This window comes from Bifidobacterium pullorum subsp. saeculare (assembly GCF_016899725.1).
GTDB lineage: Bacteria > Actinomycetota > Actinomycetes > Actinomycetales > Bifidobacteriaceae > Bifidobacterium > Bifidobacterium pullorum_C.
This window is the reverse complement of record NZ_JACLYU010000007.1, coordinates 75,084-87,936: the sequence shown is the minus strand read 5'-3', so window position 1 is coordinate 87,936 and position 12,853 is coordinate 75,084. Positions and strand designations below refer to the sequence as shown.

The 12,853-nt window shown below is 66.2% G+C and carries 11 protein-coding genes and 1 pseudogene; 7 read left to right on the top strand and 5 right to left on the bottom strand.

Annotation, left to right across the window (positions count from 1 at the left end; all coding sequences use genetic code 11):
• Positions 1–171 precede the first annotated feature (171 nt).
• The 6 genes and pseudogenes from H7U32_RS11790 to H7U32_RS05180 all read left to right on the top strand — a co-directional run.
• Positions 172–288 (top strand): annotated as a pseudogene (locus tag H7U32_RS11790) (amino acid ABC transporter permease); the annotation flags it as partial.
• 118 nt (positions 289–406) lie between these two features.
• Positions 407–709: a hypothetical protein gene (locus tag H7U32_RS10755; protein ID WP_239457530.1), complete on the top strand. Its 303-nt coding sequence runs from the start codon at positions 407–409 to the stop codon at positions 707–709.
• Complete coding sequence (locus H7U32_RS05195) at positions 696–1,403, top strand: amino acid ABC transporter permease (RefSeq protein ID WP_204468688.1); 708 nt, start codon at positions 696–698, stop codon at positions 1,401–1,403. The genes H7U32_RS10755 and H7U32_RS05195 overlap by 14 nt, the downstream gene beginning before the upstream one ends.
• A 114-nt stretch (positions 1,404–1,517) precedes the next feature.
• Positions 1,518–2,078 (top strand): L-2-amino-thiazoline-4-carboxylic acid hydrolase, encoded by a 561-nt coding sequence (locus H7U32_RS05190; protein ID WP_204468687.1) that lies wholly within the window; start codon positions 1,518–1,520, stop codon positions 2,076–2,078.
• Between the two features lie 44 nt (positions 2,079–2,122).
• On the top strand, positions 2,123–2,860 hold the full coding sequence (locus tag H7U32_RS05185) for an amino acid ABC transporter ATP-binding protein (RefSeq protein ID WP_323804587.1): 738 nt from the start codon (positions 2,123–2,125) through the stop codon (positions 2,858–2,860).
• A gap of 151 nt (positions 2,861–3,011) precedes the next feature.
• Complete coding sequence (locus tag H7U32_RS05180; protein ID WP_204468683.1) at positions 3,012–4,928, top strand: 1-deoxy-D-xylulose-5-phosphate synthase; 1,917 nt, start codon at positions 3,012–3,014, stop codon at positions 4,926–4,928.
• A gap of 24 nt (positions 4,929–4,952) precedes the next feature.
• On the opposite strand, the gene H7U32_RS05175 is transcribed toward H7U32_RS05180, so the two are convergent.
• Positions 4,953–5,861: an SPFH domain-containing protein gene (locus H7U32_RS05175; protein ID WP_204468698.1), complete on the bottom strand. Its 909-nt coding sequence runs from the start codon at positions 5,859–5,861 to the stop codon at positions 4,953–4,955.
• Positions 5,862–6,085: 224 nt separating this feature from the next.
• Here H7U32_RS05175 and H7U32_RS05170 point away from each other — a divergent pair, with 224 nt between their 5' ends.
• A complete protein-coding gene (locus H7U32_RS05170; protein ID WP_204468681.1) occupies positions 6,086–6,715 on the top strand; it encodes a 3'-5' exonuclease in 630 nt (209 codons plus the stop codon).
• Positions 6,716–6,849: 134 nt separating this feature from the next.
• On the opposite strand, the gene H7U32_RS05165 is transcribed toward H7U32_RS05170, so the two are convergent.
• The 4 genes from H7U32_RS05165 to H7U32_RS05150 form a co-directional block, all read right to left on the bottom strand.
• Entirely contained in the window at positions 6,850–8,760 is a 1,911-nt protein-coding gene (locus tag H7U32_RS05165) for an ABC transporter ATP-binding protein (RefSeq protein ID WP_239457540.1), read from the bottom strand.
• Between the two features lie 196 nt (positions 8,761–8,956).
• Positions 8,957–10,774 (bottom strand): ABC transporter ATP-binding protein, encoded by a 1,818-nt coding sequence (locus H7U32_RS05160; RefSeq protein WP_204468679.1) that lies wholly within the window; start codon positions 10,772–10,774, stop codon positions 8,957–8,959.
• Positions 10,775–10,815: 41 nt separating this feature from the next.
• Entirely contained in the window at positions 10,816–11,364 is a 549-nt protein-coding gene (locus tag H7U32_RS05155; protein WP_239457529.1) for a MarR family transcriptional regulator, read from the bottom strand.
• Between the two features lie 154 nt (positions 11,365–11,518).
• Entirely contained in the window at positions 11,519–12,727 is a 1,209-nt protein-coding gene (locus tag H7U32_RS05150) for an ATP-binding protein (protein ID WP_204468678.1), read from the bottom strand.
• Positions 12,728–12,853: the final 126 nt, after the last annotated feature.

Here is a 12,853-nt window from a genome sequence, read left to right as displayed (position 1 = left end):
GCCCGGCACCGCGATCGTCCTCCTCAACGACACGCCATCCCGGAAATACAGATCGACCGCCCCGCGACGCTGCTCCTCGCCACACATATCGGACTCCAATCCAGACACCCACGCGTCCAACCTTTCGACCGCACCCCCAGACACACACCGCTGCACTGGATCGCGACGGTGATGGTCTCCTTTTTCCGCGGCACGCCCGGCATCGTGCAACTGTACCTCGTGTTTTTCGGTCTGCCACGCCTGTGCGCCCGGTTCGGCGCGGATCTCGACAGCTGGCCAGCAGGCGCGTTCTATATGATCGCCGCCACGTTGAATCTCTCCTGTTTCATAGGCGAGGCGCTGCGCAGCGGATATCTGGGCGTCGACCGCGGGCAGATCGAGGCCGGGCAGCATCGGTTTCAGCCCCGTGCAGAATCTCATCCACGTGATTGTGCCGCAGACGCTGCGCACGGCGCTGCCGAATCTCAAGAATCTTGCGATCGCCGTGCTCAAGGATACGTCCATCGCCTACTCCATCGGCGCGGTGGAGCTGCTCGGCTATGCGAAAACTGTGGTCGCGGCGCGCTATGGCCTGGGCCAGCTGTGGATCCTCGGCGCCGCGGCCGTCATGTACGCCATACTGTGCGCACTGTTGGAGCTGGCGTTCAACCTGGTGTCCCGGCGCATGGCACGGCACGGCACGGAGGGAGTCTGGCATGAGCGGGCTTGACTACGACTTTATGATCGCCGACCTGCCTGTCGTGCTCGCCGGCTTGCCGACGACGCTGCTCCTGGCCGTCTGGTCGATGCTAATCGCCTGCCTGCTGGCGCTGGGGTTCGGCTGCGTGATCCTCTCCGGCGCCACGCTGCTACGATGGTTCGTCAGCGCGGTGAACACATTCATCAAGGGCGTGCCGCTCGCGCTTCAGCTGTTGTTCTGCTATCACGCGGTGCCGCTGGCGGCGCGCTGGCTCGCCAGCATCGGGCTCATGTCATTCGACCCGCGTCATCCGCCGTATTTCCCGGCAGCGGTCATCGCCATCGCCTGCAATTTCAGCGCCTACCTCACCGACGTGGTGACCTCGTCGGCACAGGCCGTGGACCGCGGGCAGGCCGAGGCCGCGGCGGCGGTCGGCATGACGCGGGTACAGACGGCCACACGCATCGTCATTCCCCAAGCCTTGGCCATCGCCCTGCCGGGACTGACGAACTACGGCGTGTGGCTGCTCAAGAGCACCAGTCTGGCCTCGCTCATCAACGTGACGGAGATGCTGGCGACCGCGCAAATCAGCGCGGCCGACGGATACCAGTATCTGGAGGCATACCTCGATGCGGCCGTCATCTACTGGGCAACCTGCGCCGCCATCGAAGGCGCTTCGGGATGGCTGGACCGACGGCTCAAGCCTCTCACCGCCGTGGCGTGACGGACCGGGGCGCAACGGCCACGCCTAGGCGCCCCCGGCGTCCCGCAACCGCCAGCATCCGCATCCATCCACACATTCATCCTCATCCAACGACCACACCCTCAGGGAGGAAGCATGGCATACGAACACAATGTGCCGCATCTGCACGACGCCACCATCGACGCGGCCAGGGAGATTTCCGAACGGCGCGCGGCGACCATCAGCCGCATGGTCGACGAGGCGGCCAAACACGGTCTCGACGACCAGTTCGCCTACGACGCGGTAGCCGACTACGGCACAGACAATGCGACGGCATTCCGCCGGACTATGAAAGACCCCGATTCATTCGCTGAATTCGCCGATTCCTTCGGCACCGACCACAACCGGGGCGTCTACGAAATGGAGACCGTGACACGGACCGATGACGAACTGCGCATCGATTTCCATTACTGCCCCTATGTGACGGCATGGGTGCGGCAAGGCAAAACGCCGGAGCAGATTTCACGCCTGTGCGCGATTGCGATGGCCGGGGACCATGCGTTCGCCGACGAATTCCCGTACATGCGCTTTGATTTGGAAGGCACAATCGCGGACGGGAACCCCACGTGCGTGCTGCGGTTCACCCGCCAACAGCCTGCGGAACAACAGGGCGGCAACGCAGGCAGTGAAGACAGCGAAGGCGGTGGGCGCGCATGACGGGGCAACCGCAGCGGAACGCAGGCCCTATCCACCGCGCTATCGTGGAGGTGCACGCCATTCACGCATCCCACGGTGGCACCGAGGTCCTCCATGGCATCGATTTGTCGGTAGGCAGGGGCGAGGTGTTGGCCATCCTCGGGCCATCGGGTTCGGGGAAGACGACGCTGCTGCGCTGCATAAACGCACTGGAACGGCCCGATTCCGGCACTGTGCGCGTCGACGGGGTTACGCTCGATTACGCCGGCCACGTACCAGGCAGAAGTATCCTTGCATTGCGACGCAAAACCGCCATGGTGTTCCAAAGCTACAACCTGTTCCGAAACCGTACGGCGCTGCGTAACGTGACCGAGGGGCTGACCGTGGTGCGTGGCGTATCCCGAACGCAGGCGGATCGCACTGCGCGCCAAGCGCTCGCCGCGGTGAGAATGGAAACGTATGCCGACCGGTATCCTTCGCAATTATCAGGCGGGCAGCAGCAGCGGGTGTCCATTGCGCGCGCGTTGGCGCTCAAACCCGACGTCATCCTCTTCGACGAGCCCACCTCGGCGCTGGACCCCGAACGTGTCGGCGATGTCCACGATGCGATCGCGGCAGTGGCAGACAGCGGCGTCACGATGGTGATCGTCACACATGAGGTGCGCTTCGCACGCAGCATCGCGACCCGCGTGGTCTTCCTGGACGGCGGGCGCATCCTCGGGCAGGGCACTCCCGAAGAGATCATCGACCATCCGTCATCGCCGCGCATCGCCGGTTTCCTACGCCATGTGTCCCCGGCGTAATCGCCCGCGACGCCGGCCCGCGACGCGCAGTATGAAGAGATTGGGGGCATTCCCCGCCCGCGGCGTGACGCGGGCCGGATATCGATAGGATGTTCCGGTTGGCAAGGCTGCGCCCCGGCGCCGCCCGGGACGCCTGCGAGAGAGGAATGGCATGGTCGAGGGATTGCTGGCGCGGATCGGCGGACCGGACGACGTGAAGGCGCTGCCGGAGGGGCGGCTGCCCGATCTGTGCGCCGAGATCCGTGCCGCCCTCCTCGACTACGGCCATTGGCACGGCGGCCACATCGGCTCGAATCTGGGGATGGTCGAGGCGACGGTGGCCCTGCACCGCGTGTTCGACTCGCCGCGCGACCGCATCGTGTTCGACGTGTCCCACCAAAGCTATGTGCACAAGATGCTGACCGGCCGTGCGCGGGCGTATTTCGACCCGGCGCACGCCAACGAGGTGACCGGGTTCACCAACCCCGAGGAAAGCGAGCACGACCAGTTCGTGCTCGGGCACACCGGCACGTCGATCTCCTTGGCCTGCGGCCTGGCGAAGGCGCGCGACCTGGAGGGCCGCGACGGCGACGTGGTGGACGTCATCGGCGACGGATCGCTGAGCTCCGGGGTCGCGTTCGAAGGCCTCAACAACGCGGCCGAGCAGGGCACGGGCATGGTGATCGTGTTCAACGACAACGAGATGTCGATTTCCGGCGACTTCGGCGGCATGTACGGCCCGCTGGCCCGCCTGCGCGCCTCGGGTGGCACCGCGGAGCCGAACCTGTTCAAGGCCTTCGGCCTGGACTACCGCTATGTGGAGGACGGCAACGACGTGCTGGCGCTGGTGCGCGCGTTCCGCGAGGTGCGGGGCGCCACGCGCCCGGTGGTCGTCCACATCCATACGACCAAGGGCCTGGGTTTGCCGGCCGAGGGAGCCTGCGCATGCGCGGCGCCGGCACCGGCGTCCGTCGGCGACCCCGGATGGCACGGCGTGTCCGACGCATGCGACCTTTCGGGCAGCCATCTGCACGCGGGTCGCTGCGAGGCCGCGCACTGGCAGATGCCGGACAGCGCGCTGGGACGCCCGGACGACCCGCGCAAGCATTATGGCAAGCTGGCCATGGCCGCCCTGGAACGCCGCTTCGCCGCCGAGCCGGGCCTGGTGGTCGTCTCCCCGGCCACGCCGGGGTCGAACGGCATCACGCATGCCTTCCGCGAGCGCGCGGGCGCGCACTATGTGGACACCGGCATCACCGAATCGCATGCGGTGGCGGTGGCCGCCGGCATCGCGAAGGCCGGCGGCACGCCGGTGGTGGCGACGACCGCCTCGTTCTTCCAGCGCGCCTACGACCAGTTCTTCCAGGAGCTCGCCCTGAACCGGATGCCGGTGACGCTGCTCGATTTCCTCGGGGGTCTGTCCGGCTCCGACAACACGCATTCCGGCGCCTACGACCTGGCGATGTTCGGTAACATCCCGGACCTCGTGTGCCTGGCGCCGACCAGCGGCACCGACTTTCTCGGCATGCTCGCCTGGGCCACCGACCCGGCGCGGCGCGGCTCCGCCACGCCGGGGCCGGTGGTCATCCGCGTGCCCGGCGAGGCCATCCTCGCCCGTGACACCGCGGACGGCGCCCTCTCCCCCGCCACCCCGGACGGGGCGGCGGCCACGGACTGGACGCGCTGGCAGGTCACCCGAGCGGGCGGCCAGGTGGCCATCGTGGCCCTGGGCAACACGCATCCGCTGGCCGAGCGGACGGCGGACCTGCTCGCCGACGAGGCCGGCGTCCGGGCGACGATCGTCGACCCGCGCTGCTTCTCCGCGCTGGACGAGGCGGCGCTGGAGGCGCTGCGCGGCAGGCATCGACTCGTCGTCACGCTGGAGGACGGCCAATTGGAGGGCGGCTGGGGCGCCAAGGTGACCGCGTATTACGCGAACCGGCGCGACGGCGCCCCCGGGCGCGATCCGCGGGTGCTCAACGTGGGCGCGGCCAAGGAGTTCACCGACCGCGTGCCGCTGGCGCAGCTGGAGGAGCGCTACGGGCTGACGCCGCGGGCCATCGCCGGCCGCGTCCTCGCCGCGCTCTGAGCCGCGCCGGCGCCGCGCAGGCCGTCACTTGGTCTCCGCGGCGGTGAGCATGGCCTTGGTGACCTGCTCGTACAGGTCCTGGTAGCCGCCGGGCGTGGAGGCGGGCAGCACCACCGTCTTCGCGTTCGCCGAGTCGGACAGCGACCGCATCACGTCGAGGTACTGGTTGAACAGGACCACGTTGTTCACGTCGTTGATGTCCATGCCCACGGCCTGCAGGCTTTTGATCTGGTCGACGATGCCGTTGGCGATCTCGCGGCGGTAGTTGGCCTGGCCCTCGCCCTGCAGGCGGGTCTTCTCCGCTTCGGCTGCGGCCTGCGTCTCGATCTGGATGCGCTGCGCCTCGGCGCGCTGGCGCGTGGCCTCCTTCTCGCGTTGGGCGGCGTTGATCGAATCCATGGCGGCCTTGACCTGCGGGCTCGGATCGATGGCGGTGATCAGCGTCTTGACCACGGTGAAGCCGAATCGGCTCATCTCGTTGCCCACGGTCTTCTGCACGTCGAAGGCCACATCGTCCTTGCGCGCGAAGGCGTCGTCAAGCGTGAGCGCCGGAATGGCGCTGCGCAGAGCGTCCTCCATGTAGCTGCGCAGCTGGCCGGCCGGGTCGCGCAGCTCGTAGTACGCGGTGGCCACGTTCTCCGGGTTCACACGGAACTGCGTGGACGCCACCACCGTGACGAACACGTTGTCGAGCGTCTTGGTCTCCAGTTTGACGTCCAACTGGGCGACGCGCATATTCGTCTTCATCGCGATGCGGTCCACCACCGGGATGCGCATGTGGATGCCGGCGAACTGCACCTTGTGGAATTTGCCGAAGCGCTCGATGATATACGCCTGCTGCTGCGGCACCACGAAAATGGCCGCCACCAGCAGGGCGATGACCACCACGATGATCAGCAGGGCGATGACCCAGCCCACGATGATTGTGTCCATTGCGTCCATATCCGTCTCCTTCCCCTATGAAGCGGCATGGCATCCGTCGCCACGCCCGATCCCATCGTACCAACGCCAGCCGCGCCCCGAGGTATGGCGGCAACCGGCACGCCGCGCTTATCAGGGCGTGGCTATATCGTTTGGTTATCGTTGGTAATCGAGCACTCTGCGCGCCTGGTATGCCGCCCGGTATGCCAACGGTTGCGTTGTGATGGAAGGCAAGGATGACCGATCACGATTTTCCCCGCGAGTATGTGGCGCTGGATCTGGAGACAACCGGCTTCTACCCGGACAGCTGCCGGATCACGGAGATCGGCGCGGTGCGTGTGAGCGACGGCGCCATCGTCAGCCGCTTCCAGCAGCTGGTGAACCCGCTCAAGCCGATTCCCGCGCAGGTGACCCGGCTGACGGGCATCAGCGATGCGATGGTGGCCGACCAGCCGCCGCTGGACGAGGCGCTGCCCGCGTTCCTGGCGTGGCTGGCCGCCCCGGCCGGCGCGCTGCCGGTGGTGGGGCACAATGTGGGGTTCGACATCCGTTTCCTGGACCATGCGTCGCGCCGTGTGGCAGGCGTGCCGTTCGCCTGCGTGGATTACGACACGATGCAGATCAGCCGCGCGCTGTTCCCCACGCAGAAGCGGCATCGCCTGGTGGACCTGATCCAGCGCTTCGGCATCGCGGACACGGAGGAGCATCGCGCGCTGAGCGATGCGATCCAGACGCACCAGTGCCTGGAATGGATGCGCGGCTGGGTGCTCGACCGTTCCGGCCTGTTCGCCGACGGCTTCCGCTTCGTCCCCACCCCCGCCACCGACGGCACCGAGGCGCTGCACCAGCGTCTGGTGTGCGACTAGCGGCTCTCCGCGGTGCGGTGCGGCACCCGGCTGGAAGGCGAACCCTTATACGGTAAGGCCCCGCGTCGTGGCTTGCCGTCCATTGACGGTACGGAAGCCATGACGCGGGGCCTGACGGGCCGTGTCCGCGGCGTTTACTCCAGTTCCACCGCTCCGGTGTACAGCTGGTAGTACTCGCCCTTCTTCGCGATGAGCTCGTCGTGCGAGCCACGTTCGATGATGCGGCCGTGGTCGAGCACCATGATGACGTCCGAGTTGCGGATCGTGGACAGGCGGTGCGCGATGACGAACACCGTGCGCCCCTTCATGAGGTTGTCCATGCCGGCCTGCACCACGGACTCGGTGCGCGTGTCGATGGAGCTGGTCGCCTCGTCGAGGATGAGGCACGGCGGATCGGCCACGGCGGCGCGGGCGATGGAGATGAGCTGGCGCTGGCCCTGGGACAGGCCGGAGCCGTCGCCCTCGAGCACGGTCTGGTAGCCCTGCGGCAGCATGCGGATGAAGCCGTCCGCGTTGGTGAGCTTGGCCGCCTCGATGCATTCCTCGTCGGTGGCGTCGAGCCGTCCGTAGCGGATGTTGTCCATCACGGTACCGGTGAACAGGTTGACGTCCTGCAGCACGATGCCCAGCGAGCGGCGCAGGTCCGGCTTGCGGATGCCCTTGACGGAGATGCCGTCGTAGAGGATCTGCCCCTGCTGCACGTCGTAGAAGCGGTTGATGAGGTTGGTCACCGTGGTCTTGCCCGCGCCGGTCGCGCCGACGAGCGCGATCTTCTGGCCGGGCTTGGCGAACCAGGTGATGTCATGCAGCACCGGCTTGTCCGGGTTGTAGCCGAAGGTCACATCGGTGAAGCGCACGTCGCCGCGCAGCAGCGTGAGCCTGCCGTCCGGCGAGGTGACTGCCTGTTCGCGCGCCTTGGCGGCCACCTCGGCGGCCTTGGGCGACAGCGCGCTCGCGGCGGCCAGCGAGCGCGTGCCGTCGTCGCCGGCCTCGCGCTTCCACGCCCAGTGGCCGGTCTTGCGGTCGGTTTCGGTCATGGTGCGTCCGTCGTCGCCGAGCTCCACGTTGACGAGCGTGACGGTGCCGCCGTCCTCCTCGGACGGCTCGTCGAGCAGCGTGAAGATGCGGGAAGCGCCGGCCAGCGCCATCATCACCATGTTGAACTGCTGGGAGACCTGGCCGATCGGGTTGGTGAACGAGCGCGACAGCGTCAGCAGGGAGACGAGCGTGCCCAGCGTGAGCGAACCGGTGCCCTCCAGGCCGAAGTTGCCCCAGCCTGCGAGCGCCCAGGCGCCGCCGAACACCGCCAGCAGGATGTACAGCAAGTAGCCCATGTTGCCCACGACCGGCATCGTGACGTTGCCGTAGGTGTTGGCCTTGGCGGTAGCGTCGAAGAGCTCGTCGTTGCGGGCGCGGAACTGTTCGGCGGTGGCGGGCTCGTGGTTGAACACCTTGATGACCTTCTGGCCGTTGACTGCCTCCTCGACGAAGGCGTTGACCTCGCCGATGGACTGCTGCTGGAGCAGGAAGTAGTGGCCGGAGCGGGTGACCAGGTGGCGCACCACCACGATGAGGACGGCGGTGAACACGAGCACGAACAGCGTGACCGGCACCGACAGCCAGATCATGGAGATCAGCGCGGCTAGCGCGGAGACCACGGAGGCGAACATCTGCGGGAAGGACTGGCTGATCGCCTGGCGCAGTGTATCGGTGTCGTTGGTGTAGTGGCTCATCGTGTCGCCGTGCTCGTGCGTGTCGAAGTAGCGGATCGGCAGCGTCTGCTGGTGGGCGAACATCTCGTCGCGGATCGTCTTGAGGGTGCCTTGGGAGACGGCGACGAGCAGCCAGTTGTACAGCCAGGTGCTCACGGTGCCCACCGCGTACAGACAGCCCATGAGCGTCAGCGCACGGATGAGCGGGCCCCAGTCGGGGTCGGCGGCGCCGACGAGCGGCAGGATGTAGCTGTCGATCAGGCTCTGCAGGAACACGGCGGAGCCGGCTTGCGCGGCGGCGGACAGCAGGATGCACACGATGGAGACGGCCATGTGCGCCTTGTAGCGGAACACGTAGCCGAGCAACCGCTTGAGGGTGCCGGGCCGGGCGGTGGCGCTGAGCTTGCGCCCGTGCGGGGTGGCGGTGGCGAGCGCGTCCTTGAGCGCCTTCGATTCAACCGAGGCGCCGTTCGTGCCGGTGCCGGGCATGTGCTTCTTCGTGGTGGTCATGCTGGGTTCTCCCGTCATCTCACATCGCCTCCTGCGCGGTGTTGCGCGTCTGCGATTCGTGGATCTGCCGGTATTCGTCGCAGGTCTCCAGCAGCTCGTCGTGCGTGCCGGAGGCGATGATGCGCCCGCCGTCCATGACGAGGATGAGGTCGGACTCCTGCACGGAGGCGATGCGCTGGGCGATGATGATCTTCGTCGTGTCCGGGATTTCGGTGCGGAACGCGTTGCGGATCAGCTGGTCGGTTTTGGTGTCCACGGCGCTCGTGGAGTCGTCGAGGATCAGGATCTTCGGCTTCTTGAGCAGCGCGCGGGCGATGCACAGGCGCTGGCGCTGGCCGCCGGAGACGTTGGTGCCGCCCTGTTCGATGTGTGTGTCGTAGCCGTCGGGGAATTCGCGCACGAAGCCGTCGGCCTGCGCGAGCTGGCAGGCGTGGACGAGCTGGTCGTCGGTGGCGTGCGGGTCGCCCCAGCGCAGGTTCTCCTTGATGGTGCCGGCGAAGAGGATGTTCTTCTGCAGCACCATGGCCACCTGGTCGCGCAGGGTCACCAGGTCGTAGTCGCGCACGTCGACGCCGCCGACCTTGAGCGTGCCCGCGGTCACGTCGTACAGGCGCGGGATAAGCTGCACGAGGCTGGACTTGGCCGAACCGGTGCCGCCGACGATGCCGACGGTCATGCCCGGCTTGATCGTCAGGTTGATGTCGTCGAGCACAGGCTTCTCGGAATGGTCGGAGTAGCGGAAGCTCACATGGTCGAACTCGATCGAGCCGTCCGCCACCTCGACCACCGGATGCGCCGGGTCGATGACGGTGCTCCGCTCCTGCAGCAGCTGGCAGATGCGGCTGGCGGAGGCGCGCGAGATGATGACCATGACGAAGATCATCGAGATCATCATCATGCTCATGAGGATCTGCATCGCGTACGTGACCATGGCCGTGAGCTCTCCGGTCGTCAGGCCCAGCGCCGCGTTGTTGCCGGAGGCGACGATCTGGCTGGCGCCGAGCCAGGCGATGAGGATCATCGACACGTACATGCACAGCTGCATGAGCGGCATGTTGAAGCTCATCGTGCGCTCGGCCTTGAGGAAGTCCTTGTAGATGCGCTTGGAGATGCGCATGAACTTGGATTCCTCGTGGTCCTCGCGGTTGAAGGACTTGACCACGCGCATGCCCTGGATGTTCTCGTCGACCACGTTGTTGAGGTCGTCGTAGGTGTGGAACACACGTTCGAAGATCGGGTGCACGGCGGCGGCGAGCGCGATCAGCGCGATGCCGAGGATCGGCACGGCGATGAGGAACACCATCGAGATCGAATGGCTGATGTTGAACGAGCACGCCCAGGCGACGACCATCATGATCGGGGCGCGCACGCCCACGCGCACGAGCATCATGTACGCGTTCTGCACGTTGGTCACGTCGGTGGTCAGGCGTGTGATGATCGAGCCGGTGGAGAAGCGGTCGATGTTGGTGAAGCTGAAGCCCTGCACCTGGTCGAACAGGTCGCTGCGCAGGTTGCGCGCGAAGCCGGCGGCCGCGATGGCCGCGAACTTGCCGGCCAGGTAGCCGAAGAGCAGCGAGACCAGCGAGCACAGGAGCAGCAGCAGCCCGAACTTGAGGATGACGGGCATGCTGCCGCCGGTGATGCCCCGGTCGATGAGCTCGGCCATAACCGTGGGGATGAGGATCTCCAGGATGGCCTCCACCGCCACGCAGACGGGGGTGAGCAGGCTCTGCTTCTTGTATTCCCTCAGACTGTGCGCGAGGGTGCGCAGGATGTGCTTGGGCGGCGCAGGCCGGTCATGGCCGGCCTGCGCCGCGGTGATGTCCTGGGATGGCATGTGCGCGTTCCGTTCCTTTCCTTGCAATCGTTCGTATGCTTTCAGTCGTTCCCTCGCCCCGGGGCTGTGCCTCCGGAGGCCGGCCTTCCGCAGCGCCCCACCTTGCCGGTGGCGGCGAGGTTGTCCATCATCGCGTCGAGGCAGCGGCGGAAGACGGCGAGGTCGGCGCCGGCGATGCCGGCCGTCATCGTCGTCTCCATCCGGTCCCCGCTGCCGTGCAACAGGCGTTCGATGTCGCGCGCCTTGTCGGTGAGCACGATGCGCTTCAAGCGGGCGTCGCGCGCGACGGATTCGCGGCGGATGAGCCCTTTCTTCTCCATAAGCCCGAGCACGCGCGAGGACGTGGAGCGGGTGATGCCGAAGCGGCGTTCGATGTCCTGCGGGAACATCTCCCGGTCCTCGTGCCGGACCAGGTACAGGATGATCTCGGCGTTGCCGCCGGTCGCCTCGCGCGCTTCCTCGGGCATGGTGGCGCCCAGGTAACGTGCGGTCATGTTGTTGAGCCGCCGCAGCAGCACGCCCAGCGGCGTCTCGTCCGCCGGTTCGGCGACCGGCGTGGCGGGCGCGGACGATGATGGGGATTCGTTCATGGATTGGCGTCGATTCGTTTCCGGGTGGCGGGAGCCATGCCGGCCCTCTTTGACGAATCCGTACTATATACAACAGTTGCGCATACAACAATTTCAGGGCGTGTCCCCCGCCGATGCCGGCCACTGCGCGCCCGGCGCAACCGTGCGCCCGGCGTCACCGATTTTCAGCCAACCAGTCAAGGGCGTAGACCCGGCGGATGCCGTCGTAGGATTCCGGACGCGCGTCATCCATGGTGATGAGCGTCTTCGGATAGTTGTCACGCAACGGAGCGAACGATGATAACTCCCTTTCCAAGGTCGCCGAATTCGCCGTCGATTCGCTGACCTGCCAGTATTGGCGCCCGTCGGCGCCGTTGGTCACGAAGTCGATCTCCCCGCCGGCACCCTGCCCGACGAATACGGCCCGCTCGCGGCGCAGCAGCTCCAGATACACGACATTCTCCAGAATGCGGCCGGCGTCACGAACGTCGTTGGAGCACAGGACCCGGCGCAGGCCCAAGTCCACCGCATAATACTTGCGCTCCTGCTTGAGGATGCGTTTGCCACGGATGTCGTAGCGCGGGACCGCGTACACCACGAACGCCGATTCCAGCACGTCGAGATACGAGGCGACGGTGGGCGGCGTGACCTTGGTCCCGGCCGATGTCAGGGCGCGCGCGACGCCCGCCGCCGTGGTCAGGTTGCCGATGTTGTCGTACAGATACACCACCAATGCCCGCAGCAGGCCGACATTGGCTTGGACACGTTGCGCCACATCCTTGATCAGGATGGTGTTGAGGATGCCGTCGAGATAGTCGCGCACCAGCGAGTCGTCCCCGTTCAGTCCGCTGACGGCCGGAAAGCCGCCGTCGTGAAGATAGTCGGACCACCGGCGCCTCGGCGAGGAGTCGGCCGCGGCGGAGCCTACGGGAACGGACAGATACTCCGCGAACGACAGCGGCAGCATCGGAATCTCCACATACCGGCCGGACAGCAGCGTGGCCAACGTACCACCCAACAGCTTTGCGTTCGATCCGGTGACATAGAGGTCAATGTTGGGACGTACGTACAGGCTGTCCATAGCCCTCTGGAAGTCGGGGACGTTCTGAATCTCATCGATGAGCACGTAATGCATCGCGTCGTCCCGGCACCGACCGAGGATCTCGTCGTGTAGCGCATGATAGTCAAGCAGGCGCTCGTATTCCAGCATCTCCAGATTGATGTGAATGATATGGTCGTCCGCCACGCCGCGATCGCGAAGCCATTGCGCCCATATGCCCATCAACGTCGACTTGCCGCAACGCCGGACACCGGTGATGACCTTGATGACATCCCTGTCTCTCCACCGCTCCAGCATCGCTACATATCCAGGACGCTCGATCATCGCAGCCCTCCTTTCCACGGCACACACCCCAGATGCACCATCAAAACAAAACCTATTTCATTTTATCAACAACTTTCCGGGGAAAACATAATGGATTTTTGATTTGAGACATGCCTGACGCTAAGC

Excerpts from the sequence above, each read along its gene's own strand:
- H7U32_RS05195 (WP_204468688.1), top strand. The coding sequence starts at position 696 with ATGAGCGGGCTTGACTACGACTTTATGATCGCCGACCTGCCTGTCGTG.
- H7U32_RS05180 (WP_204468683.1), top strand. The coding sequence starts at position 3,012 with ATGGTCGAGGGATTGCTGGCGCGGATCGGCGGACCGGACGACGTGAAG.
- H7U32_RS05160 (WP_204468679.1), bottom strand. The coding sequence starts at position 10,774 with ATGCCATCCCAGGACATCACCGCGGCGCAGGCCGGCCATGACCGGCCT.
- H7U32_RS05165 (WP_239457540.1), bottom strand. The coding sequence starts at position 8,760 with ATGGCCGTCTCCATCGTGTGCATCCTGCTGTCCGCCGCCGCGCAAGCC.
- H7U32_RS05175 (WP_204468698.1), bottom strand. The coding sequence starts at position 5,861 with ATGGACACAATCATCGTGGGCTGGGTCATCGCCCTGCTGATCATCGTG.
- H7U32_RS05190 (WP_204468687.1), top strand. The coding sequence starts at position 1,518 with ATGGCATACGAACACAATGTGCCGCATCTGCACGACGCCACCATCGAC.
- H7U32_RS05155 (WP_239457529.1), bottom strand. The coding sequence starts at position 11,364 with ATGAACGAATCCCCATCATCGTCCGCGCCCGCCACGCCGGTCGCCGAA.
- H7U32_RS05150 (WP_204468678.1), bottom strand. The coding sequence starts at position 12,727 with ATGATCGAGCGTCCTGGATATGTAGCGATGCTGGAGCGGTGGAGAGAC.
- H7U32_RS05170 (WP_204468681.1), top strand. The coding sequence starts at position 6,086 with ATGACCGATCACGATTTTCCCCGCGAGTATGTGGCGCTGGATCTGGAG.